General features: G+C 57.7%; 20 protein-coding genes and 1 tRNA gene. 1 reads left to right on the forward strand and 20 read right to left on the reverse strand.

The genetic code is table 11. The annotated features are described in order from the left end of the window. Positions 1-49 precede the first annotated feature (49 nt). The 12 genes from truB to rlmE form a co-directional block, all read right to left on the reverse strand. Complete coding sequence (gene truB / locus ACIGEK_RS21200) at positions 50-967, reverse strand: tRNA pseudouridine(55) synthase TruB (protein WP_397495221.1); 918 nt, start codon at positions 965-967, stop codon at positions 50-52. A gap of 4 nt (positions 968-971) precedes the next feature. After that, positions 972-1,376 (reverse strand): 30S ribosome-binding factor RbfA, encoded by a 405-nt coding sequence (gene rbfA, locus ACIGEK_RS21205; RefSeq protein ID WP_397495222.1) that lies wholly within the window; start codon positions 1,374-1,376, stop codon positions 972-974. 249 nt (positions 1,377-1,625) lie between these two features. Beyond that, the gene (gene infB / locus ACIGEK_RS21210) at positions 1,626-4,115 is read right to left on the reverse strand and encodes a translation initiation factor IF-2 (protein ID WP_397495223.1); all 2,490 of its coding nucleotides are present in this window, start codon (positions 4,113-4,115) and stop codon (positions 1,626-1,628) included. Between the two features lie 27 nt (positions 4,116-4,142). After that, positions 4,143-5,624: a transcription termination factor NusA gene (gene nusA / locus ACIGEK_RS21215; RefSeq protein WP_397495224.1), complete on the reverse strand. Its 1,482-nt coding sequence runs from the start codon at positions 5,622-5,624 to the stop codon at positions 4,143-4,145. A gap of 67 nt (positions 5,625-5,691) precedes the next feature. Continuing rightward, positions 5,692-6,153 carry a ribosome maturation factor RimP gene (gene rimP, locus ACIGEK_RS21220; protein ID WP_298183512.1) on the reverse strand — a complete coding sequence of 154 codons (462 nt, stop codon included), beginning with the start codon at positions 6,151-6,153 and terminating at the stop codon, positions 5,692-5,694. A 301-nt stretch (positions 6,154-6,454) separates the two neighbouring features. Beyond that, positions 6,455-6,540: transfer RNA gene (locus tag ACIGEK_RS21225), tRNA-Leu, on the reverse strand. A 32-nt stretch (positions 6,541-6,572) separates the two neighbouring features. Continuing rightward, positions 6,573-6,956 carry a preprotein translocase subunit SecG gene (gene secG, locus ACIGEK_RS21230; protein ID WP_397495225.1) on the reverse strand — a complete coding sequence of 128 codons (384 nt, stop codon included), beginning with the start codon at positions 6,954-6,956 and terminating at the stop codon, positions 6,573-6,575. Positions 6,957-6,960: 4 nt separating this feature from the next. Further along, entirely contained in the window at positions 6,961-7,716 is a 756-nt protein-coding gene (gene tpiA / locus ACIGEK_RS21235; RefSeq protein ID WP_397495226.1) for a triose-phosphate isomerase, read from the reverse strand. A gap of 65 nt (positions 7,717-7,781) precedes the next feature. Next, complete coding sequence (gene glmM, locus ACIGEK_RS21240; protein WP_397495227.1) at positions 7,782-9,119, reverse strand: phosphoglucosamine mutase; 1,338 nt, start codon at positions 9,117-9,119, stop codon at positions 7,782-7,784. 18 nt (positions 9,120-9,137) lie between these two features. Beyond that, the gene (gene folP / locus ACIGEK_RS21245) at positions 9,138-9,989 is read right to left on the reverse strand and encodes a dihydropteroate synthase (RefSeq protein ID WP_397495228.1); all 852 of its coding nucleotides are present in this window, start codon (positions 9,987-9,989) and stop codon (positions 9,138-9,140) included. 8 nt (positions 9,990-9,997) lie between these two features. Further along, on the reverse strand, positions 9,998-11,914 hold the full coding sequence (ftsH, locus tag ACIGEK_RS21250; RefSeq protein ID WP_090255974.1) for an ATP-dependent zinc metalloprotease FtsH: 1,917 nt from the start codon (positions 11,912-11,914) through the stop codon (positions 9,998-10,000). A 181-nt stretch (positions 11,915-12,095) separates the two neighbouring features. Next, positions 12,096-12,719 (reverse strand): 23S rRNA (uridine(2552)-2'-O)-methyltransferase RlmE, encoded by a 624-nt coding sequence (gene rlmE, locus ACIGEK_RS21255; protein ID WP_397495229.1) that lies wholly within the window; start codon positions 12,717-12,719, stop codon positions 12,096-12,098. A gap of 102 nt (positions 12,720-12,821) precedes the next feature. Here rlmE and yhbY point away from each other — a divergent pair, with 102 nt between their 5' ends. Next, positions 12,822-13,133 carry a ribosome assembly RNA-binding protein YhbY gene (gene yhbY / locus ACIGEK_RS21260; protein WP_275961692.1) on the forward strand — a complete coding sequence of 104 codons (312 nt, stop codon included), beginning with the start codon at positions 12,822-12,824 and terminating at the stop codon, positions 13,131-13,133. 57 nt (positions 13,134-13,190) lie between these two features. On the opposite strand, the gene ACIGEK_RS21265 is transcribed toward yhbY, so the two are convergent. From ACIGEK_RS21265 to grpE, 8 genes are all read right to left on the reverse strand, one after another. Next, complete coding sequence (locus tag ACIGEK_RS21265) at positions 13,191-13,643, reverse strand: DUF4149 domain-containing protein (protein ID WP_397495230.1); 453 nt, start codon at positions 13,641-13,643, stop codon at positions 13,191-13,193. Next, entirely contained in the window at positions 13,615-14,091 is a 477-nt protein-coding gene (greA, locus tag ACIGEK_RS21270; RefSeq protein WP_397495231.1) for a transcription elongation factor GreA, read from the reverse strand. Before greA ends, ACIGEK_RS21265 begins: the two co-directional genes overlap by 29 nt. Further along, entirely contained in the window at positions 14,088-17,309 is a 3,222-nt protein-coding gene (gene carB, locus ACIGEK_RS21275) for a carbamoyl-phosphate synthase large subunit (RefSeq protein WP_397495232.1), read from the reverse strand. The genes greA and carB overlap by 4 nt, the downstream gene beginning before the upstream one ends. Before the next feature lie 36 nt (positions 17,310-17,345). Beyond that, positions 17,346-18,494: a glutamine-hydrolyzing carbamoyl-phosphate synthase small subunit gene (carA, locus tag ACIGEK_RS21280; protein ID WP_397495234.1), complete on the reverse strand. Its 1,149-nt coding sequence runs from the start codon at positions 18,492-18,494 to the stop codon at positions 17,346-17,348. A gap of 209 nt (positions 18,495-18,703) precedes the next feature. Next, positions 18,704-19,507: a 4-hydroxy-tetrahydrodipicolinate reductase gene (gene dapB, locus ACIGEK_RS21285; RefSeq protein WP_397495235.1), complete on the reverse strand. Its 804-nt coding sequence runs from the start codon at positions 19,505-19,507 to the stop codon at positions 18,704-18,706. Positions 19,508-19,578: 71 nt separating this feature from the next. Further along, the gene (dnaJ, locus tag ACIGEK_RS21290; RefSeq protein WP_397495236.1) at positions 19,579-20,703 is read right to left on the reverse strand and encodes a molecular chaperone DnaJ; all 1,125 of its coding nucleotides are present in this window, start codon (positions 20,701-20,703) and stop codon (positions 19,579-19,581) included. Positions 20,704-20,829: 126 nt separating this feature from the next. Beyond that, positions 20,830-22,746, reverse strand: coding sequence for a molecular chaperone DnaK (dnaK, locus tag ACIGEK_RS21295; RefSeq protein ID WP_397495237.1), 1,917 nt, complete (start codon positions 22,744-22,746; stop codon positions 20,830-20,832). A gap of 100 nt (positions 22,747-22,846) precedes the next feature. Continuing rightward, positions 22,847-23,416 carry a nucleotide exchange factor GrpE gene (gene grpE, locus ACIGEK_RS21300; protein WP_397495238.1) on the reverse strand — a complete coding sequence of 190 codons (570 nt, stop codon included), beginning with the start codon at positions 23,414-23,416 and terminating at the stop codon, positions 22,847-22,849. Between the last annotated feature and the right edge of the window lie 128 nt (positions 23,417-23,544).

The raw sequence follows: 23,544 nt of genomic DNA on the forward strand, positions 1-23,544 counted from the left end.
ACCCTCGATACACGCAGACCAGAGCCGAAACCCCCTGCCTGCGCTACGGTCATGCCGACCGAATCAAACGACGCGGCGCAATGCGCCCGTCTTCGCTCACTTCACCGATACCGATAAAGCGACCGTTGTGATCTTGCACCCGTACCATGCCGAACTTCGGCGCTTCCGGGGCGCGTACCGGCTGCCCTTGCAGCCAGTAAAACGAACTGTGTTCGGAGAACTGCAGCAGCGGCCAGTGTTGCAGGCCGCTGTCGACCGGTTGCAGGAACTGGTCAACCGCTTCGTTGCCACCTTCGCCATGCACGCGCTCCAGCTCTTCGAGCGTTACGGTGCGGCTCAAATCGAAGGGACCGGCTTTGGTTCTGCGCAGCTCTGCAACGTGTGCACCGCAACCCAGCAGGTGGCCGATATCTTCGACCAAAGTGCGGATATAGGTGCCTTTGCTGCAATCGACCGCCAGACGCGCTTGCTCCGCCTCGCAGGCCAGTAATTCCAGGCGCGCAATAGTAACAGAACGCGGCTCGCGCTCCACTACTTCACCTGCACGAGCCAGCTTGTAAAGTGGCTGCCCGTCGCGTTTGAGTGCCGAGTACATCGGCGGTATCTGGCTGATTTCACCACGAAAACCCGGCAGAACCGCTTCGATATCGGCGCGACCAACGGTCACGGGGCGGCGCTCCAGCACTTCACCTTCGGCATCCGCCGTAGTGGTGGTCACGCCCAACTGCATCAGGGTTTCGTAGCCTTTGTCGGCATCCAGCAAGTACTGGGAGAACTTGGTCGCCTCACCGAAACACAGCGGCAATACGCCAGTGGCCAATGGATCGAGACTACCGGTGTGCCCGGCCTTCTCGGCGTTCAGCAACCAGCGCACCTTCTGCAGCGCAGCGTTGGAGCTGAACCCTTTGGGCTTATCCAACAAGATGATGCCATCAACGGCACGACGAATACGTTTGACCTGGGCCACGCGCTTACTCCTTGGCCTCGGGTTCATCACCGTGCTGACGGTCTTCGCTGACTGCACGCTCGATCAATGCCGACAGCTGCGCACCGCGAATCACGCTTTCGTCGTAATGGAAACGCAGGTTCGGCACGCTGCGCAGTTTCATTGCCTTACCCAACTGCATGCGCAGGAAGCCGCTGGCATCGTTGAGCACCTTAAGGCTCTGCACGACAGGATCAACACCTTCCTCAGGCTCGCCACCCATGATGGTGACAAACACCTTGGCATGGCTGGAATCGCGGCTGACTTCTACCGCCGTGATGGTCACCAAACCGCCAAGACGTGGGTCTTTGATTTCCAGGCGGATCAACTGCGCCAGTTCGCGCTGTATCTGGTCGCCGATGCGCTGGGCCCGGCTAAATTCTTTGGCCATTTCTACTACCTTCACTCGTCACGCGGCAAAAAGCAGCGGACCTAAAAGCGGCAAACGCCCGGCCGCGCAGAAGCGGGGCCGGGCGCTGCATATTGCGACTCGTGCTTAGAACCAGTCTCGGATCAGCTGCGCGTCGGCGATACTGCGTTAAAAATGGCCTCGGAATGCTCATTTACAATTCGTAAACTCCGCTTCCTCGGCCATTTTTGCCTTGTCTCGCTCTAGCTCGCTTGAATCCGAAACAGATTCTTACAGGCTACGAGCCACTTGGACTTTCTCGAACACTTCGATCTTGTCGCCGACCTTAACGTCGTTGTAGCTCTTCACGCCAATACCGCACTCCATGCCGTTACGCACTTCGGAGGCATCGTCTTTGAAGCGACGCAGGGATTCCAGCTCGCCTTCGAAGATCACCACGTCGTCGCGCAGTACGCGGATCGGACGGTTACGGTGAACCGTACCCTCAACCACCATACAACCGGCAATCGCACCAAACTTCGGCGAACGGAACACGTCACGCACTTCGGCAATACCCAGGATATTCTCGCGAACATCACTGCCGAGCATACCGGTCAGCGCTTTCTTGACGTCTTCGATGATGTCGTAGATCACGTTGTAGTAACGCATATCCAGACCTTCCTGCTCGACGATCTTGCGCGCGCCAGCATCGGCACGCACGTTGAAGCCGAACAGTACAGCGTTGGAGGCCAGCGCCAGGTTGGCATCGGATTCAGTGATACCACCGACGCCGCCACCGACCACACGCACTTGCACTTCATCGTTACCCAGGCCGCCGAGCGAGCCCTGCAGTGCTTCCAAGGAACCACGGACATCAGATTTGAGGACGATGTTGAGCGTCTTCTTCTCTTCCTGGCCCATGTTCTCGAAGATATTTTCCAGCTTGCCGGCGTGAGCACGGGCCAGTTTCACTTCGCGGAACTTGCCTTGACGGAACAGCGCGACTTCGCGGGCTTTCTTCTCGTCAGCCAGCACACTCATGTCATCGCCAGCTTCCGGCGTGCCATCCAAGCCAAGAATCTCGACAGGAATCGACGGGCCGGCTTCTTTAATCGCCTTACCGTTTTCATCGAGCATGGCGCGAATACGGCCGTAGTTGGAACCGATCAACACCATGTCGCCTTGACGCAGGGTGCCGTCTTGAACCAGTACGGTCGCAACTGGACCACGTCCCTTATCAAGACGCGACTCAACTACCACACCACGACCCGGAGCTGACGGCGTAGCTTTCAGCTCAAGCACTTCGGCTTGCAGCAGTACAGCTTCGAGCAGGTCATCAACACCAGTACCGACTTTCGCCGACACCGATACGAACGGCGTATCACCGCCCCACTCTTCCGAAGTCACACCGTGTACTGACAGTTCGCTACGGATGCGATCGAGGTCGGCGCCCGGCTTGTCGATTTTGTTCACCGCAACAACCAGCGGCACACCAGCAGCCTTAGCGTGCTGAACGGCTTCGATGGTCTGCGGCATTACGCCGTCGTCCGCTGCAACCACCAGAATCACGATGTCGGTCGCCTTGGCACCACGGGCACGCATCGCGGTAAACGCGGCGTGGCCTGGGGTGTCGAGGAAGGTAACCATGCCGCGCTCGGTTTCTACGTGGTAAGCACCGATGTGCTGGGTGATACCACCGGCTTCGCCAGCAGCAACCTTGGCACGACGAATGTAGTCGAGCAGCGAGGTCTTACCGTGGTCAACGTGACCCATTACGGTAACAACCGGCGCACGAGCAAAAGTCTCGCCTTCGAACTTCAGCGACTCGGCCAGGGAGTCTTCCAGAGCCGTGTCGCTGACCAGGGTGACCTTGTGACCCAGTTCTTCAGCAACCAGCTGGGCAGTTTCCTGATCCAGCACCTGATTGATGGTCGCTGGAGTACCCAGCTTGAACATGAACTTGATGATTTCAGCGGCTTTGACCGACATCTGCTGAGCCAAATCGCCCACAGTGATGGTCTCGCCAATCTTCACTTCACGCACGATCGGGCCCGTCGGGCTCTGGAAGCCGTGAGCATTACGCTTCTTCAACTTGCCCTTGCCACGACCGCCACGACGGAAGCTGTCGCTTTCCTCGTCGATGGAACGCGGAGCAACACGCGGAGCAGGAGCCTTTTCCTTTACGGTCGGACGATGCTGGGTGGTCTTGCGCTCACCACCGCGACGATCGGCATCATCATTGCGTGCTTTGTCTGGGCGACGTGGCTCGTCTTTCTTACGCTCGTCTGCCGCAGGAGCCGTCACCACTGGCAACTCAACCGCTACAGCCGGAGCCGCTTCAACGACTGCTTCGCCAGCAGCAGGCGCAGGACGCTGCGCTTCTTCTGCGGCGCGACGCTTGGCTTCTTCGTCAGCTTTTGCCTTGGCGGCTTCAGCTACAGCGCGCTGCTCAGCCAGCTCACGCTGCTTCTCAGCTTCGATTTCTTCAGCGCTGCGCTTGACGAAGGTTTTCTTCTTACGCACTTCGACGCTGATGGTCTTGCTGCCAGCGACCCGCAGAGTGCTGGTAGTTTTGCGCTGCAAGGTAATCTTGCGCGGCTCTTCTGTTTTGCTGTCGCCGTGACTGCTCTTGAGATGGGCCAACAGGGCCTGCTTCTCACTGTCGGTCACTGCTTGCTCAGCACTTTTGTGCGGCAAACCTGCCTCACTCATTTGCTGCAGCAGGCGTTCAACCGGCGTATTGACCACTTGGGCCAGTTCTTTAACCGTGACTTGCGTCATGCATTTCTCTCCTCAGGCCGCAACTGCTTACTCGAACCAATGGGCTCGGGCGGCCATGATCAACTTGCCGGCTCGCTCAGCGTCGATACCGTCGATGTCGAGCAGGTCATCAATCGACTGCTCGGCCAGGTCTTCGCGGTTAACAACGCCGCGCACTGCCAGTTCATGCGCAAGCGCCTTATCCATCCCCTCAAGCGAGAGCAAGTCTTCGGCTGGGTGGGCATCTGCCAGCTTTTCCTCGTTGGCGATGGCTTTAGTCAGCAAGCGATCTTTGGCACGGGCGCGGAGCTCGCTGACGATATCCTCGTCAAAGCCATCAATGCTGAGCATTTCTTCCATCGGTACGTAGGCAATTTCTTCAAGGCTAGTGAAGCCCTCTTCGACCAACACCTGGGCCAGCTCTTCGTCGACTTCCAGCTCGTCGATAAAGCGCTGCAGAATGTCGCCTGTTTCTGCTTGCTGCTTGGCCTGGATATCCGCCTCGGTCATCACGTTCAGGGTCCAACCAGTCAACTGACTGGCCAAACGTACGTTCTGACCGCCACGGCCGATGGCCTGAGCAAGGTTGTCTGCGCCAACGGCGATGTCCATGGCATGGGCATCTTCGTCAACGATGATGGCGGCAACTTCGGCCGGCGACATGGCGTTGATCACGAACTGCGCAGGATTGTCATCCCACAGCACGATATCCACACGTTCACCCGCCAACTCGCCGGAAACCGCCTGTACACGCGAACCGCGCATGCCGATACAGGCACCCTGCGGGTCGATGCGTTTGTCTTTGGAGCGCACAGCCAGCTTGGCGCGCGAACCCGGATCACGGGACGCACCCATGACTTCGATCAACTCTTCAGCGATTTCCGGCACTTCGATGCGGAACAGCTCGATCAGCATTTCCGGCGCAGTACGCGAGAGGATCAGCTGCGGACCGCGGTTCTCGGTACGAATTTCCTTGAGCAGAGCACGCAGGCGCACACCAACACGGAAAGTTTCGCGGGAGATGATGTCTTCGCGAGCCAGCATGGCTTCTGCGTTGTTACCCAGATCAACAATCACGCTGTCACGGGTAACTTTCTTCACGGTGCCGGAGATAATTTCACCCAGACGCTCGCGATAAGCCTCGACCACCTGAGCACGCTCAGCTTCGCGAACTTTCTGCACAATTACTTGCTTGGCGGTTTGCGCGGCAATACGACCGAATTCGATGGAGTCGATCTTCTCTTCCAGCACTTCACCAACTTTAGCGTTGGCTTCGACTGCGCGCGGCATATCAGTGGTGACCTGATGTGCAGGATCATCAAAATCACTTTCTTCCACTACTGTCCAGCAGCGGAATGTTTCGTAGTTGCCGGTCTGACGATTGATCGCCACACGCAACTCTACTTCATCTTCAAAACGCTTCTTGGTAGCCGTGGCCAAAGCCAGCTCCAGCGCCTCAAAAATTACGCTCGCCGGGACACCCTTTTCGTTGGATACCGACTCAACAACCAGCAGTACTTCTTTGCTCATCGTACGCCTCGCCTTTCGCAATCCATTGGATCCGCGCTATCCGCGCCACTTGCGGGGGATCCGCGTCTCAATCAAACCTGGGGATAATGTTGGCCTTGTCGATCATGTCGATCGGCAACAGGAACTCGTGGTCATCCACCTGCACTACCACGTCCTGCTCTTCCACACCGCGCAGAAGGCCCTGGAAGTTGCGTCGCCCCTCAAAAGGCGAGCGCAGCTTGATCTTCACTTGCTCACCGGCGTGGCTGGCGAACTGTTCAATGGTGAACAGCGGCCGATCCATACCTGGCGAGGACACCTCAAGGGTGTACTCGGCACTGATCGGGTCCTCGACATCGAGTACGCCACTGATCTGCCGACTGACAATTTCACAGTCCTCGATCAACACGCCGTCAGGCTGTTTATCAATATAAATTCGCAGCAGAGAATGCCGCCCTTGTGACAGGAACTCGACACCCCAGCATTCGTAGCCAAGAGCCTCGACTACCGGAGCCACCAAGGCCTGCAACTGTTCTAGCTTGCTCGACACCTGAACCCCTCGCGCATGCTGTAAAAATAAAAAATGGGCGAATCGCCCATCATCAAACCGCCCTCTAAAGGCCGGCAAAGCTGTCGCCCAGCTAGCAAAAAGCCCCTTAAAAGGGGCTCCTCTGCAACTCAATGCGGGGGCTGGTTTTACCCAGCCAGCTTCGGATTAAACATCCGAGGAGCGACCTTGCTGCTCAATCCCACATCAAAGCTGGGGCCGGATTATACGACTGAACCTTAAGCAGGGTCAATCGACACTCCAGCAACAAAAAGGCCCGCTTCGAGCGGGCCTTTTTGAAAATTGGTACCGAGAAGGGGACTCGAACCCCTACAGCCTATGGCCACTACCACCTCAAGGTAGCGTGTCTACCAATTCCACCACCTCGGCAAAATCATTTACTGCGTACAACTTACTGCGTATTACTGCTGCTCAGGAGCCTGAGGTACGTCAGCCGCTTCAGTAGCCGGCTTAGCTGCATCAAGAACAGGTACATCTTCAACAGCTGGCTTAGCCTGTTGCACTTCCAGAACTGCTGGATCAGGCAAACCAACCTGAGCCATACCATCAGCTTTTTCTTTAGCAAAGTAGCCTAAGCCCAAGCTAGTCATGAAAAAAGCGGTGGCAAGTATAGCAGTAACGCGACTCAAAAAGGTAGTAGTTCCTTGACTACCGAAAACGGTAGAAGAGGCACCGGCACCAAAAGAAGCGCCTGCGTCAGCACCTTTACCCTGCTGCAGCAAAACCAGCACAACAACACCGATAGCACCCAGCAGATGAAGAACAACGATAACTGTTTCCAGCATTTCTTTAGCTTCCTGCGGCGCGACAGATCGCACCGAACTCATCCGCATTCAGAGAGGCTCCACCAACAAGCCCCCCATCGATATCCGGCATACCGAACAACTCGGCTGCACTGGCGGCTTTGACACTGCCGCCATAAAGAATTCTTACCTTGCTCGCCAACTCAGCGCTTTTCGCCGCCAACTGCGCACGAATTGCCGCATGCACTTCCTGCGCTTGCTCTGGCGATGCTGTCAGACCAGTACCAATAGCCCAAACCGGCTCATAGGCAATGACTGCACTCGCAAACACCTCAACACCCAATGCATCAGTCACCGCAGACAACTGCGCAGCAACCACCTCAAGCGTTTGCCCCGCCTCACGCTGCTCTAGGGTCTCACCGACACACAACACCGGTAGCAAGCCTGAAGATTGCGCCGCCGCAAATTTGCGCGTCACAACTTCGTCACCCTCACCCAACAGCGATCTACGCTCGGAGTGACCGACCAGCACCAGTGAACAGCACGCATCGCGCAACTGACTTGCAGCCACTTCACCAGTCAAAGCACCTTGCTGCGCTTCAGTAGCACAATCTTGCGCACCTACCGCAACAGCCTTGCCCGCAAGACCATCAACAACCTGGCCGAGATGCAAACAAGACGGAAAAACAGCTACATCCACATCAGCAGGCAACACCTGCTGAGCGAGACCGTTGATCAGCTCTGCGACGCTGGCGCGGGTACCGTGCATTTTCCAGTTACCAGCAACCATTGGGCGACGCATGCTTTACCTCGTCGGTCAAAGAGGGCGCAGATGTTACCCAACAGCTACCCGACTGGCAAGCCGAATCAAGCACATACGCCTGCAACAACTTTAGCCAATTCATCGGCATAGCCGCGCACCTGACCTTCGTCGTCGCCCTCGACCATGACACGCACCAATGGCTCAGTGCCAGATTTACGCAGCAGCACCCGACCACGCCCAGCCATTTGCTCGATCACCCGCGCGCTAGCCTGCTGCACGGCAGGATGCTCCAGCGGATCAACACCACCTGCAAAGCGTACGTTCACCAGCACCTGCGGACACTTCTGCATCCCTAACCGCGCCTCACCCAGGGTTTGCTCACGACGCTTGAGCGCCATTAGCACCTGCAGCGCAGCGATGATCGCATCACCAGTCGTAGTGTGCTGGAAACACACCAGGTGGCCGGAGTTCTCGCCACCCAACTGCCAGTTGCGCGACAGCAACTCGGCAATCACGTAACGGTCACCGACCTTGGCACGCACAAACGGAATACCTAGATCAGCCAGAGCCAGCTCCAGCCCGAGGTTGCTCATCAGCGTACCGACTACCCCACCCTGCAGTTTGCCGCGCTCCAACAAGTCACGAGCGATGATAAACAACAGTTCATCACCATCAACTACGGCGCCGGAGTGATCGACCATCAACACCCGATCCGCATCACCGTCGAAGGCGATACCCAGATCAGCCTGCTGCGCCAGCACTTCAGCCTGCAGTGCCTCGACGTGAGTCGAACCGCAGTTGTCATTGATATTCAAGCCATTGGGCTGCGCCGACAGAACAGTTACCTGCGCCCCCAACTCACGAAAGACGCTTGGCGCCACCTTGTACGCCGCGCCATGAGCGCAATCGACAACAACTTTCAGCCCAGCAAAGTCGGTACTGCTCGGCACACTGCTCTTACAGAACTCGATATAGCGACCAGCGGCATCATTGATACGCGACACCTTCCCCAACTGTTCGGAGTCAACTACGGTCATAGGCTGATCAAGCAACTCTTCGATCATCAGCTCGATCTCATCCGGCAGCTTGGTACCCTGCCCCGAGAAGAACTTGATGCCATTGTCGTGATGCGGATTGTGCGAGGCACTGATAACGATCCCAGCCTCGGCATGGAAAGTACGGGTCAGGTAAGCAATTGCCGGAGTCGGCATTGGACCGAGCAGCATCACATCCGCACCGGCCGCAGAGAGGCCCGCCTCGAGAGCAGACTCGAACATATAACCGGAGATGCGCGTGTCCTTGCCGATCAGAATGCGGCATTTGCCTTGCTTGCGAAACGCCATCCCAGCCGCCCAGCCGAGCTTGAGCATGAATTCCGGGGTAATAGGGAAGTCACCGACACGCCCACGAATACCGTCAGTACCAAAATATTTTCTACCCATCCCACACTTCCTTCTAACTTATTCGGCCGCTTCAACCGCGGCGATCATCCGCACTACATCAACCGTTTGCGCCACATCGTGCACCCGCAGAATGTGTGCGCCTTTACTCAGCGCCAATGCAGCCAAGGCCAAGCTGCCATACAGGCGCTCGCCCACTTCGTGCCCGAGCACTTTACCGATCATACTCTTGCGCGACACCCCGACCAGCAAAGGCCGACCCAACACATGCAGCCCCTGCAAATGCTTGAACAGCGACAGGTTGTGCTCCAGGGTTTTCGCAAACCCGAAACCCGGGTCAAGAATGACTCGCTCAACGCCAATCCCAGCCTCCGCGCAAGCCGCTAGCCGCTCAAGCAGAAATTCGCGCACCTCTGCCACGACATCCGGGTACTGGGGATTCTGCTGCATGGTGGTTGGCTCACCGCGCATATGCATCAGACACACGGGCAAGCCGCTGTCAGCAGCAGCATCCAGGGCACCGTCTCGCTGTAGCGAACGCACGTCATTGATTAAACCAGCCCCCAGCCGCGCAGTTTCGCGAATGACTGCAGGCGTTGAGGTATCCACTGAAATGATCACATCCAGCTCGCGCGCAATGGCCTCTACGACGGGAGCAACCCGCTCCAGTTCCTCAACCGAAGAAACCGCACGAGCACCTGGACGCGTCGACTCACCGCCGACATCAATCAGCGTTGCACCCGCCTGCAGCATCGCCTCGGCGTGGCGCAAAGCAGCATCACGCTGACCATAGCGCCCGCCATCAGAGAATGAGTCTGGGGTGACATTAAGGATGCCCATCACTTGCGGATGGCTTAAATCAAGAAACCGGCTGCCACAGGGCAGCCGGTCAAAGGTTGGTGCAACAGACATGGAGAACCTTAGAGCTCGGCGGCGGGGCCACCAATTGGCTTTTCTGTGGACTCAGCAACTTCAACTGGCGCAGTCGGCGTGCCATTGTTGTCGTCACCGCCCTGCCAGCCTTTCGGCTCGCGCGGCGCAAGGCCATTCATAATGTCTTCGATCTGCTCGGCGTCGATGGTTTCGTACTTCATCAGTGCTTCGGCCATCGCATCAAGCTTGTCACGGTTTTCCTGCAGCAGGCGCTTGGCGGTGCCGTAGCACTCGTCGATGATGCTGCGCACTTCCTGATCAATCAGCTTGGCAGTATCGGCAGAAACGTTGCTCTGATTGCTACCCATACTACGGCCGAGGAAGACTTCACCCTCTTCTTCCGCATACATCAGCGGGCCGAGCTTTTCCGACAAGCCCCATTTGGTCACCATGTTCTTGGCTAACTGAGTGGCACGCATGATGTCGTTGGAAGCACCGGTGGTGACGCCATCGAAGCCCAGGGTCATTTCTTCGGCGATACGACCACCGAACAAAGAGCAGATCTGGCTGGTCAGCGCACGCTTGCTCAGGCTGTAACGATCTTCCTCTGGGAGGAACATGGTCACGCCCAGGGCACGACCGCGCGGGATGATCGACACCTTGTAGACCGGATCATGCTCAGGCACCAGACGCCCGACAATCGCGTGACCGGCTTCGTGGAATGCGGTGTTGAGCTTTTCCTTGTCCGACATGACCATGGTCTTGCGTTCGGCGCCCATCATGATCTTGTCTTTGGCCAGCTCGAACTCTTTCATCTCGACTACACGCTTACCAGCACGAGCAGCGAACAGCGAAGCCTCGTTAACCAGGTTAGCCAGATCAGCACCGGAGAAGCCCGGTGTACCACGCGCAATCACGGCCGGGGCAACGTCTTCGCCCATTGGCACTTTACGCATGTGTACTTTGAGAATCTGCTCGCGACCACGAATATCCGGCAGGCCAACCACGACCTGACGGTCGAAACGACCCGGACGCAGCAAGGCTGGATCGAGCACGTCAGGACGGTTGGTGGCGGCGATCACGATGATGCCATCGTTCATTTCGAAGCCGTCCATCTCTACCAGCAACTGGTTGAGAGTCTGCTCACGCTCGTCGTGACCGCCACCCATGCCCGCGCCACGATGACGACCCACGGCGTCGATTTCGTCGATAAAGATGATGCACGGTGCATGCTTCTTGGCTTGCTCGAACATGTCACGCACACGAGATGCGCCAACACCGACGAACATTTCCACGAAGTCTGAACCGGAAATGGTGAAGAACGGCACTTTGGCTTCGCCAGCAACCGCCTTGGCCAATAAGGTTTTACCAGTACCTGGCGAGCCAACCATCAGCACACCGCGAGGGATACGCCCACCGAGGCGCTGGAACTTGCCTGGATCACGCAGGAATTCAACCAGCTCACTGACTTCTTCCTTAGCCTCATCGCAACCGGCGACGTCAGCAAAGGTGGTCTTGACCTGATCTTCCGAGAGCAGACGCGCCTTGGATTTACCGAAACTCATCGGCCCGCCCTTGCCGCCTGCGCCGCCTTGCATCTGGCGCATAAAGAACATGAATACGGCGATGATCACCAGAATCGGGAAGCTGGCCACCAGCAGCTGAGTCCAGATGCTCTGCTGCTCAGGCTGTTTGCCGACGATCTCGACGTTGTTATCCATCAGGTCCTTGATCAGGCCGTTGTCCTGAATCGCCGGACGCACCGTTTCGAACGATGAACCATCGGTACGCGTACCGCTGATGATGAAGCCATCAACCGTCACCCGCTTAACGCCGCCATCCTGAACCTGCTGGATAAACTGCGAATAGTTGAGTTTATTCGACTCAGTCGGGCTGGAAAAATTGTTCATCACCGTCACCAAGACGGCGGCGATGATCAGCCACAGGACCAGATTCTTTGCCATGTCGTTCAATTAGCTACCCTCTGAAGCAGGCCCCGTGTCGAAGCGCGCTTCGCATGACGACCAGTTATGTACCGATCTAACTTACTACACAACGCCCACCCCTGGCAGACGCCGTCTGTAACCCTTTATTTACTGTGAGACCACAAAGCCGCACCACAATTCGCCGTAAAGCCTGCAAGCATCAGAGACCGCGAAAGCCCCGAGCCAGCATATATTGCTCGCGGGAGCGATCACGTGAAGACAGCGGCTTGCGCATCTGCACCTTGTCGAACAGCTGACGCACCTGCTTGTGGTACAGATCGAAGCCTTCGCCCTGGAAGATCTTGATCAGAAAATCGCCACCCGGACGCAGTACCCGGGTCGACAAATCCAGCGCTAGCTCGCACAGATACATCGCTCGCGGCTGATCCGATTCCCTCACTCCACTCATATTGGGGGCCATATCGGAAATCACAAGGTCTACTGGGTGTTCACCGATAGCATCGAGAATCTGCGCGAACACCGCATCATCGGTAAAGTCGCCCTGGATAAAGGTGACATCAGGGATGCTGTCCATCTCCAGGATATCTGAAGCGATCAAACGTCCTTTGTCACCGATCACCCGACTGGTGACCTGCGACCAGCCGCCAGGCGCGGCCCCCAGATCAACTACAGTTATACCAGGCCTGAGGATGCGATCCTTCTCCTGAATCTCCAGCAGCTTGTAGCTGGCGCGCGAGCGATAGCCATCCTTCTGCGCCATTTTGACGTAGGGGTCGTTGAAATGCTCTTTCAGCCAACCTTGACTGGTCTTGGAACGGGCCACGCAATACCTCGAATGTGCAACGCATGAATATCTGGGCGGCCCCGAAGGCGCTCGGGTAAACTAACCGCCGTTTTTTACCAGATTAAATGCAGGAATCAGATTATGCCGCTCACTCAAGAGCAGAAGAAACAATTCAAATCTATCGGTCACCATTTGAAGCCTGTATTGATCGTGGCTGACAACGGTCTGACCGAAGGTGTGCTGACTGAACTGGAACGCGCACTGAGCGATCATGAACTGATTAAAGTGCAATTACGCATCACTGAGCGTGAAGACCGCCTCGCGGCCATCAATGAACTGTGCAAAGCAGGCAAAGCCGAGCTGGTTCAGGTGATTGGCAAAATGGCGCTGATCTACCGCAAGAACCCGAAAGTGAACAAGAATCTGTCCAACGTTCACCGTCATCACGGCTGATTACCAGCCGTTGCAAGGCGCGCTCAGCGCCTTTGCAACCACTTTAGCAGCCCAGCCTTAACGCTTAGAGCCTATACCTGAGTTTTTCGGCACTGGCTGCAAGACCAATAGCAACCCGCAAAACGCCATGACCAGATAACTGAACAGCAGCCACAGCTCAGCCTCAGGCAGCAGCCGGCGCACAGCGAAGTAACTTCCCGCCATCAGCACCACGACTAACAGCAACTGCCCGCGACTATCACGCCACAGGCTGGCCAGGCGTTCGGCGCGAATCAGCACCAGCACCTGCAACCCGGCGCAAACCGCCGCCAGACCAACCAGCAACGGCCGCAGGGTGTTGCCGATTTCCTCGACCAGCAACGAGGCCAGGCCGATTTTGGCAATTGCTGGTAACAACAGAAAATGCAGCAACCAGAGGCCGCCAACCCAAAGCGTCTGAGCCAGCAGCCAGCTGATCGCACCAGCATCACGCGAGCCAGGCTTAGAGATGGCGAACCTCGACGATCTCATACTCAAGCGCGCCGCTCGGGGTCTGCACCACCACCACGTCGCCCTCGCTCTTGCCGATCAAGGCACGGGCGATAGGCGAACCGACGGAAATCTTGCGCTGCTTGATGTCAGCCTCGTCCTCACCAACGATCTGGTAAATCACGCTTTCATCGGTTTCACAGTTGGCGATTTCTACGGTCGTGCCGAAAATCACCTTGCCGGTGTGCTCAATCGCAGTGACATCAATGATCACCGCATTCTGCATGCGACCTTCGATGTCACGGATACGCGCCTCAACCATACCCTGCTGCTCACGGGCAGCGTGGTATTCAGCGTTTTCCTTGAGGTCACCGAGCTCGCGCGCGGTGCCGATATCCTGGCTGAGCTTGGGCCGCAGCACCTTAGTCAGGTGTGCGTGCTCTTCTTCCAGGGCGCGAGCGCCCTGAACGGTCATAGGGTATTTGATCATGCCTTGATTCCTGCATGCAGATCCTGCAGCCGGCGCACGGTCTTCTCGGGACCGAACTTCAGCGCTTCACAGATCGCCTGACCCGCCGCAATGGTGGTGGTGCAGTAGATCTTGTGCTGCAGAGCGTTACGACGAATGGAGTAGGAGTCCGCAATGGACTGACGGCCTTCGGTGGTGTTGATGATCAGGGTGACTTCGTCATTCTTGATCATGTCGACCACGTGCGGACGGCCTTCTGTCACCTTGTTCACGCGACGCACCGGCAAACCAGCCGCCTCGATAAGCTTGGCAGTACCGGCGGTTGCCACCACCTCAAAGCCCAACTCGATCAGGTCACGGGCAACGCCCTCCACCAATGGTTTGTCGTCATCACGCACACTGATAAAGGCCACGCCTGCGTTTGGCAGAATCTCGCTAGCACCCGACTGCGCCTTGGCAAAGGCCTCGCCGAAGGTATCGCCGACGCCCATGACTTCACCGGTGGACTTCATTTCTGGGCCGAGGATCGGGTCGACGCCTGGGAACTTGGCGAACGGGAATACCGCTTCCTTGACGCTGAAGTACGGCGGGATAATTTCCTTGGTGTAACCGGCCTCAGCCAGCGACTTACCCGCCATGACGCGGGCAGCCACCTTGGCCAGCGAGACACCGACGCACTTGGAGACGAACGGCACGGTACGCGAAGCGCGCGGATTCACTTCGATGACGAAGATGTCCTCGCCCTGCACGGCCATCTGCACGTTCATCAGGCCAACCACATTCAGCTCCAGGGCCATTTTCTTGACCTGGTCACGAATCTCGTCCTGGATGTGCATCGGCAGCGAGTACGGCGGCAGCGAGCAGGCCGAGTCACCGGAGTGCACGCCCGCCTGCTCGATGTGCTGCATGATCGCGCCAATCACCACGGTTTCGCCGTCGCACACCGCATCCACGTCCACTTCAATAGCGCAGTTGAGGAAGTGATCGAGCAGCACCGGGCTGTCGTTGGAGACTTTTACCGCTTCGCGCATATAACGCTTGAGCTCGTCTTCCTGGTAGACGATTTCCATCGCCCGGCCACCCAGTACATAGGACGGACGCACCACCAGCGGGTAGCCGATGGTTTTGGAATGAGCCAGGGCTTCGTCTTCGCTGCGCGCAGTGGCGTTAGCAGGCTGACGCAGACCGAGGCGCTGAACCATCTGCTGGAAGCGCTCGCGGTCTTCGGCGCGGTCGATGGCGTCAGGGCTGGTGCCGATGATCGGCACGCCGGCTTCTTCCAGGGCGCGGCAGATCTTCAGCGGGGTCTGGCCGCCGTACTGCACGATCACACCTTTCGGCTGTTCGACGCGGACGATTTCCAGCACGTCTTCCAAGGTTACCGGCTCGAAGTACAGACGGTCGGAAGTGTCGTAGTCGGTGGAGACGGTCTCCGGGTTGCAGTTGACCATGATGGTCTCGTAACCGTCTTCACGCAGAGCCAGTGCCGCGTGTACGCAGCAGTAGTCGAACTCGATGCCCTGACCGATACGGTTTGGGCCACCACCGAGGATCATGATCTTGTCGCGGCTCGACGGGTTGGCCTCGCACTCTTCCTCATAGGTCGAGTACATGTAAGCGGTGTCGGTGGCAAACTCGGCGGCGCAGGTGTCGACGCGCTTGTACACCGGCAGCACTTTCAACTTGTGGCGCTGGCTACGCAGGGTCTTCTCGGTCACGCCCAACAGTTTGGCCAGGCGAATATCGGAGAAGCCTTTACGCTTGAGCTTGTACATCGAGTCACGGTCAATGCTCGACAGTGCCAGGGTCTTGATGCGCTCTTCGTCCTTGATCAGATCTTCGATCTGCACCAGGAACCATTCATCGATATTGGTCAGCTCGAAGACTTCGGCCACGGTCTTGCCCGCACGGAAGGCATCGCCGATGTACCAGATACGATCAGCGCTTGGCACGGTCAGTTCGCGGCGCAGGGTGCTTTCGGCTTCAGGATCGGCCAGATCGAGCATCGGATCGAGGCCCGAAACGCCTACTTCCAGACCGCGCAGGGCTTTCTGCAGGGATTCCTGGAAGGTGCGGCCGATGGCCATGACTTCACCGACGGACTTCATCTGGGTTGTCAGGCGGGCATCAGCTTTCGGGAACTTCTCGAAGGCAAAACGCGGGATCTTGGTAACGACGTAGTCAATGGCCGGCTCGAACGAGGCCGGGGTGCGACCGCCGGTGATGTCGTTGGACAGCTCATCAAGGGTGTAACCCACCGCCAGCTTGGCGGCGATCTTGGCGATCGGGAAGCCGGTGGCCTTGGAGGCCAGCGCCGAGGAACGCGACACGCGCGGGTTCATCTCGATGACGACCATACGGCCAGTGTTCGGGCAGATGCCGAATTGCACGTTGGAGCCGCCAGTTTCCACGCCGATCTCACGCAGTACCGCCAAAGAGGCGTTACGCAGGATCTGGTATTCCTTATCGGTCAGGGTTTGTGCCGGAGCCACGGTGATCGAGTCACCGGTGTGCACGCCCATCGGGTCGAAATTTTCAATGGCGCAGACGATGATGCAGTTGTCCTTTTTATCGCGGACCACCTCCATCTCGTACTCTTTCCAGCCGATCAGCGATTCGTCGATCAGCAATTCGCTGGTTGGCGACAGATCGATACCGCGGGCGCAGATTTCTTCGAACTCTTCACGGTTGTAAGCAATACCGCCGCCGGTGCCGCCCATGGTGAAGGACGGACGGATGATGCACGGGAAGCCAACCTTCTCCAGCACGCCGTAGGCTTCTTCCATGTTATGCGCGATACCGGAAACCGGGCACGCCAGACCGATGTCTTTCATCGCTTTGTCGAAGCGCGAGCGGTCTTCGGCTTTGTCGATAGTGTCGGCGTTGGCACCGATCATTTCGACACCGAACTTTTCTAGGATGCCGTGCTTTTCCAGGTCCAGTGCGCAGTTCAGCGCGGTCTGGCCACCCATGGTTGGCAGCAGGGCGTCCGGACGCTCCTTCTCGATGATCTTGGCCACGGTGGACCACTTGATCGGCTCGATGTAGGTGGCGTCGGCCATGGCCGGGTCGGTCATGATGGTAGCCGGGTTGGAGTTGACCAGAATGACGCGGTAACCCTCTTCTTTCAGTGCTTTACACGCCTGGGCACCGGAATAGTCGAACTCGCAGGCCTGGCCGATAACAATCGGGCCAGCGCCGAGGATCAGGATGCTTTTAATGTCTGTACGCTTTGGCATGTTCTCTCTCTCGAATCCTTGGGTCAGTCGGCTGGCTTAACGGCGCTTGGCCATGGCTTCGATAAAACGGTCGAACAGCGGCGCCACATCGGCTGGGCCGGGGCTCGCCTCGGGGTGACCCTGGAAGCTGAAGGCGTCCTTGTCGGTACGTTCGATACCCTGCAGGGAACCGTCGAACAGCGACTTGTGGATAGCGCGCACGTTGCTCGGCAGGCTGCTTTCATCCACGGCAAAACCGTGGTTCTGGCTGGTGATCATCACCACGCCGGTTTTCAGATCTTGCACCGGGTGGTTGGCACCGTGGTGACCGTGGCCCATTTTCAGGGTCTTGGCACCGGAGGCCAGAGCCAGCAGCTGGTGACCAAGACAGATACCGAATACTGGGATGTCGGTTTCCAGCACGTCCTTGATCGCGGTGATGGCGTAATCGCAAGGCTCGGGATCGCCAGGGCCGTTGGACAGGAACACACCATCGGGCTTCAGCGCCAGCACCTCAGCAGCAGGGGTCTGTGCCGGCACTACAGTTACGCGACAACCGCGCTCGACCAGCATGCGCAGGATGTTCCACTTAACGCCGTAATCGTAGGCAACCACGTGATGCGGCAGCTCGCTGGCCGGGATTTCTGGATGGCTGTCGTCTTGCAGGTTCCACACACTGGAGCGCCACTCGTAGCGCTCGGTGCAGCTGACCACTTTGGCCAGGTCCATGCCTTTCAGGCCGGGGAAGCTGCGCGCCAGTTCCAGAGCTTTTTCTTCGGTGGCGTCGTCGCCGACCAGAATGCAGCCGTTTTGCGAGCCTTTCTCACGCAGAATGCGGGTCAGGCGGCGGGTGTCAATACCGGCGATGGCGACGGTGCCGTTTTCCTTGAGGTATTCATCCAGCGGCTGCTTGTTGCGCCAGTTACTGGAGATCAGCGGCAGGTCACGGATAATCAGGCCAGCTGCCCATACGCGATTGGACTCGGCGTCTTCCGGCGTGGTGCCGGTGTTGCCGATGTGCGGATAGGTCAGAGTGACAATCTGCTGGGCATAGGAAGGATCGGTAAGGATTTCCTGATAGCCGGTCATGGCGGTGTTAAAAACCACCTCTCCAATAGTTTGGCCATCGGCACCGATGGCCTCGCCGCGAAAAATACTGCCATCAGCAAGAGCCAAAATGGCAGGTTTAAGGGCTGGCTTACTCAAGAAAACCTCCGAAAATCAAAACGTGAAGCAAACGCAGATTGTAAAAAAGCGGGATGACGTATCAACCGTCACCCCGCTTTTTTATCTGATTCATTCTGCGCAACTTTAGTGGACACACTAAAGCAGAAAGCTTACAGGAAAGTGCCTTTTTGGTCCACCGCCAGTTGCGCCTGAGAGCCCGGAAAAAGGCAAGCCTGCGACAGAATGCCTCAGTTAAGCCCCAAAACGTCCTGCATGTCGTACAGACCAGGCTTGCGCTCTTGCAGCCACAGCGCCGCGCGCACCGCACCCTTGGCGAAGGTCATGCGACTCGATGCCTTGTGGGTGATTTCCACGCGCTCGCCATCAGCGGCGAACAACACCGTGTGATCACCGACCACATCGCCGGCGCGCACCGTGGCAAAACCGATGGTTTCGCGCTCGCGCGCACCGGTCTGACCCTCACGACCATACACCGCTACTTTCTGCAGATCGCGCCCCAGGGCATTGGCCACCACTTCACCCATACGCAAGGCGGTGCCGGACGGCGCATCAACCTTATGACGGTGATGCGCTTCGATGATTTCGATATCCACATCATCGCCGAGCACCCGCGCCGCAGTATCCAGCAGCTTCAGGCAGAGATTGACGCCGACACTGAAGTTGGCAGCAAACACGATGGAAATCTGCTTGCCGGCTTCGGTCAGCAGCTGCTTTTCCTCTGGGGAAAAACCGGTAGTACCGATCACCATGGACTTGCCGGCCTGGCGGCAGATTTCCAGGTTCTTCAGAGTGACCGATGGATGAGTGAAGTCGATCAGCACATCGAACTGATCGAGCACCGCACTCAGATCGCCAGCCAGATTGACGCCAATCTTGCCCTGCGCCACCAACTCACCGACATCCGCACCGACCAGGCTGCTGTCGGCACGATCAATCGCTGCGCTCAGGCTTGCGCCATCGACCAACTGCACAGCCTCGATCAGGGTCTTACCCATGCGCCCGGCGGCGCCCATCACAGCAATACGTTGCATAGCTATCAGCTCCAAGCTGTCGCCCCAGGCTGCAGCCGCCGCTCAGCGACGGCGCAGCCTGTCAGCGGAATTTACAGGTCGCCAAAGAAGCGCTTAACGCCTTCGAACCAGCCATTGGCCTTCGGCGAATGCGAGCTGTCGCCTTCCAGGGTTTTGCGGAACTCATCGAGCAGTTCGCGCTGACGCTTATCCAGATGCACCGGAGTTTCCACCGCGACCTTGCACATCAGATCGCCTGCACCGCCACCACGCACGGGCGCCACACCCTTGCCACGCAGGCGGAACATCTTGCCGGTCTGGGTGCCTTCCGGAATCTTCAGCTTGACCCGACCATCTAGGGTCGGCACTTCCAGTTCGCCGCCCAGCGCCGCATCGGCAAAGCTGATCGGCACTTCGCAGTACAGGTGCTTGCCGTCGCGCTGGAAGATCGCGTGCTCGCGCACATTCACCACCACGTACAGATCGCCAGCCGGGCCACCCATGGCACCCGCCTCGCCTTCGCCAGAGAGACGAATGCGGTCACCGGTATCGACGCCAGCCGGGACTTTCACCGACAGAGTCTTGTGTTCTTCTACCCGGCCATGACCGTGGCAGGAGCCGCAAGGGTCGGTGATCATCTTGCCGCTGCCGTGGCAACGCGGACAGGTCTGCTGCACCGAAAAGAAGCCCTGTTGCATGCGCACCTGACCAATACCGCCACAGGTGGTACAGGTCACCGGCGTGGTGCCCTTCTTCGCGCCCGAACCATCGCAAGGTTTGCAATTGACCAGGGTCGGTACGCGAATGGTCACCGTAGTGCCACGCACTGCCTCTTCCAGATCCAGTTCCAGGGTGTAGCGCAGGTCACTGCCGCGCTGTGCACCACCGCGCTGGCCACCACGGCCGCCACCACCGAAGAAATCGCTGAATACATCGCCGAAGATATCGGAGAAGTTCGCCCCGCCCGGGCCGCCACCGCCGCCCATCTGCGGATCGACACCGGCATGCCCGTACTGATCGTAAGCCGAGCGCTTGCCCGCATCAGAGAGCACTTCGTAAGCCTCGTTGGCTTCCTTGAACTTCTCTTCCGAGGCCTTATCGTCAGGGTTACGGTCCGGGTGGTACTTCATGGCCAGACGGCGGTAGGCTTTTTTCAGCTCCGCTTCGCTGGCACCGCGCTCGACACCGAGCACTTCGTAAAAATCGCGTTTAGCCATAAGTCTTCAACACCTTTAAATCGTCTACTCCAGACACGCCAACGCGGGAGCAAGCTCCCGCGCGGCGGATCATGCCGGGCGCGACTCGCGTCGCGCCCGGCCAGAGCGGCATAAGCTTGCGCCTATTTACTTGTTGTCTTTGACCTCTTCGAACTCAGCGTCGACCACGTCGTCGCCTGCGTCCTTGGCTTGCTCAGCATCCGGGGCTTGCGCACCTGGCTGCGGCTGCTCGGCATACATCTTCTGCGCAAGTGGTGCGGTCACTTCGGACAGCGCGGTCATCTTGGCATCGATTTCAGCCTTGTCGTCGCCCTTCACTGCTACTTCCAGCGCGCTCAACGCAGCTTCAATAGCAGTCTTCTCGTCAGCGGTAGCCTTGTCACCAGCTTCGGTGATCATCTTACGGGTGGCGTGCACCAGCTGATCCCCTTGGTTGCGTGCGGTCGCCAGCTCTTCGAACTTGCGATCTTCCTCGGCGTTGACTTCGGCGTCACGGACCATCTGCTGAATTTCTTCTTCAGACAGACCAGAGTTGGCCTTGATCACGATGGACTGAGTCTTGCCAGTGGCTTTGTCTTTCGCGCCAACATGCAGAATGCCGTTAGCGTCGATATCAAAAGTCACTTCGATCTGCGGCACGCCACGCGGCGCTGGCGGAATCTCAGCCAGGTCGAATTTACCCAGCGACTTGTTACCGCTGGCTTGCTTACGCTCGCCCTGCAGTACGTGAATAGTCACGGCGCCTTGGTTATCGTCGGCAGTCGAGAACACTTGCGATTTTTTGGTTGGAATCGTGGTGTTCTTTTCGATCAACGCAGTCATCACGCCGCCCATGGTTTCGATACCGAGGGTCAGCGGGCTAACGTCGAGCAGCAGCACGTCTTTCACATCACCCGACAGTACCGCGCCCTGGATGGCAGCGCCCATGGCCACAGCTTCGTCCGGGTTAACGTCTTTACGGGCTTCTTTACCGAAGAACTCAGTGACCAGCTTCTGCACCAACGGCATACGGGTCTGGCCACCGACCAGGATCACGTCGTTGATCGCGCCAACGTCGATACCGGAGTCTTTCAGCGCAATACGGCAAGGTTCAATGGTGCGCTGAACCAGGTCTTCTACCAGCGCTTCGAGCTTGGCGCGGGAGACTTTTACGTTCAAATGCTTAGGACCGCTGGCGTCTGCAGTGATGTACGGCAGGTTGACGTCGGTCGAATTGCTCGAAGACAGTTCGATTTTGGCTTTTTCAGCGGCTTCTTTCAGGCGCTGCATGGCCAGCGGATCACCCTTGAGGTTCATGCCGCTTTCTTTCTTGAATTCGTCAACGAGGTAGTCGATCAAACGAATATCGAAGTCTTCACCACCGAGGAAGGTGTCACCGTTGGTGGCCAACACCTCGAACTGGTGCTCACCATCAACTTCGGCGATTTCGATTACGGAAACGTCGAAGGTGCCGCCACCCAAGTCATAAACGATAACAGTGTGGTCACCCTTGGCCTTGTCCATGCCGTAAGCCAGAGCAGCTGCGGTCGGCTCGTTGATGATGCGCTTGACGTCCAGACCGGCAATACGGCCGGCGTCTTTAGTGGCCTGACGCTGGCTGTCGTTGAAATAGGCCGGCACGGTAATCACCGCTTCGGTCACCGCCTCACCGAGGTAGTCCTCAGCGGTTTTCTTCATTTTCTTCAGAATTTCAGCCGAGATTTGTGGCGGCGACATTTTCTGGCCGTTCACTTCAACCCAAGCATCACCGTTATCTGCCTTGGAAATCTTGTAAGGCACCATCTGGATGTCTTTCTGCACGACTTCTTCGTCAAAACGACGACCAATCAGACGCTTCACCGCATACAGGGTGTTGTGCGGATTGGTCACTGCCTGACGCTTGGCCGACTGGCCAACCAGGATTTCACCGTCGTTGGCATACGCGATGATCGACGGCGTAGTACGCGCGCCTTCAGCGTTTTCGATAACTTTGGCGACACCGTTTTCCAGAACCGAGACGCACGAGTTGGTGGTCCCCAGGTCGATACCAATAATTTTGCCCATCTTTTACTCTCCCGAAACTTTGATAATCCCGCCGCTGATCGTTGTCAGCGGCGGTAGCACTAAAACGCTTGACTGTTTAATGGGGGCAGCTCGGCGAATTTCAAGCCTGCTCATCAATCGATGGCGGCACTTCTACCGGCGCCTTGCTGACCACCACCATGGCAGGGCGCAGCAGACGACCATTGAGCATGTAGCCCTTCTGGAACACCTTGAGCACGCTGTTAGGCTCAACGCTGGTGCTTTCCTGCATCGCCATCGCCTGATGGTGCTCAGCGTTGAACGGCGCGCCATGCGGATCAATCGCTTCCAGCTGGTGGCGTTTGAGGGTGTCGCCGAACAGCTTGAGCGTCAGTTCCATGCCTTCACGTACGGACTTGATCGCCTCATCATCAGGATTCGACAGTTCAAGGCCACGCTCCAGGCTATCCACCACCGGCAACAGATCGTTGGCGAACTTCTCCAGAGCGAACTTGTGCGCTTTCTCCACATCCTGCTCAGCGCGGCGGCGCACGTTCTGCAGATCGGCAGCCATGCGCAGCGACTGATCCTGCGCAGTGGCCAGTTGTTCTTCCAGCGCTTGCACGCGGGCAACCAGGTCATCACCCGCAGCCGCTTCGGCAGCTGTTTGTACATCGGGGTTCTGCGTATCCAGGGTCTGTTCGTCAGCCATGCGTCTCTCCTCTTAAAATCCGACGCGAGCCTTAACTCACGTGCCTGACCGCTATATGGGGTCAAAAAATGTGGTTTCAAGGACAGCAGACGGATTGTCAGCCCACAAAAAAACACTGTATAAATAAA

This window comes from Pseudomonas sp. NPDC079086 (assembly GCF_044542155.1).
In the GTDB taxonomy this organism is placed as follows: Bacteria; Pseudomonadota; Gammaproteobacteria; order Pseudomonadales; family Pseudomonadaceae; genus Aquipseudomonas.

Coding starts and splice junctions, on each gene's coding strand:
- rbfA (WP_397495222.1), bottom strand. CDS start 1,376: ATGGCCAAAGAATTTAGCCGGGCCCAGCGCATCGGCGACCAGATACAG.
- infB (WP_397495223.1), bottom strand. CDS start 4,115: ATGACGCAAGTCACGGTTAAAGAACTGGCCCAAGTGGTCAATACGCCG.
- nusA (WP_397495224.1), bottom strand. CDS start 5,624: ATGAGCAAAGAAGTACTGCTGGTTGTTGAGTCGGTATCCAACGAAAAG.
- secG (WP_397495225.1), bottom strand. CDS start 6,956: ATGCTGGAAACAGTTATCGTTGTTCTTCATCTGCTGGGTGCTATCGGT.
- tpiA (WP_397495226.1), bottom strand. CDS start 7,716: ATGCGTCGCCCAATGGTTGCTGGTAACTGGAAAATGCACGGTACCCGC.
- glmM (WP_397495227.1), bottom strand. CDS start 9,119: ATGGGTAGAAAATATTTTGGTACTGACGGTATTCGTGGGCGTGTCGGT.
- folP (WP_397495228.1), bottom strand. CDS start 9,989: ATGTCTGTTGCACCAACCTTTGACCGGCTGCCCTGTGGCAGCCGGTTT.
- ftsH (WP_090255974.1), bottom strand. CDS start 11,914: ATGGCAAAGAATCTGGTCCTGTGGCTGATCATCGCCGCCGTCTTGGTG.
- yhbY (WP_275961692.1), top strand. CDS start 12,822: ATGCCGCTCACTCAAGAGCAGAAGAAACAATTCAAATCTATCGGTCAC.
- ACIGEK_RS21265 (WP_397495230.1), bottom strand. CDS start 13,643: ATGAGATCGTCGAGGTTCGCCATCTCTAAGCCTGGCTCGCGTGATGCT.
- greA (WP_397495231.1), bottom strand. CDS start 14,091: ATGATCAAATACCCTATGACCGTTCAGGGCGCTCGCGCCCTGGAAGAA.
- carB (WP_397495232.1), bottom strand. CDS start 17,309: ATGCCAAAGCGTACAGACATTAAAAGCATCCTGATCCTCGGCGCTGGC.
- dapB (WP_397495235.1), bottom strand. CDS start 19,507: ATGCAACGTATTGCTGTGATGGGCGCCGCCGGGCGCATGGGTAAGACC.
- dnaJ (WP_397495236.1), bottom strand. CDS start 20,703: ATGGCTAAACGCGATTTTTACGAAGTGCTCGGTGTCGAGCGCGGTGCC.
- dnaK (WP_397495237.1), bottom strand. CDS start 22,746: ATGGGCAAAATTATTGGTATCGACCTGGGGACCACCAACTCGTGCGTC.
- grpE (WP_397495238.1), bottom strand. CDS start 23,416: ATGGCTGACGAACAGACCCTGGATACGCAGAACCCCGATGTACAAACA.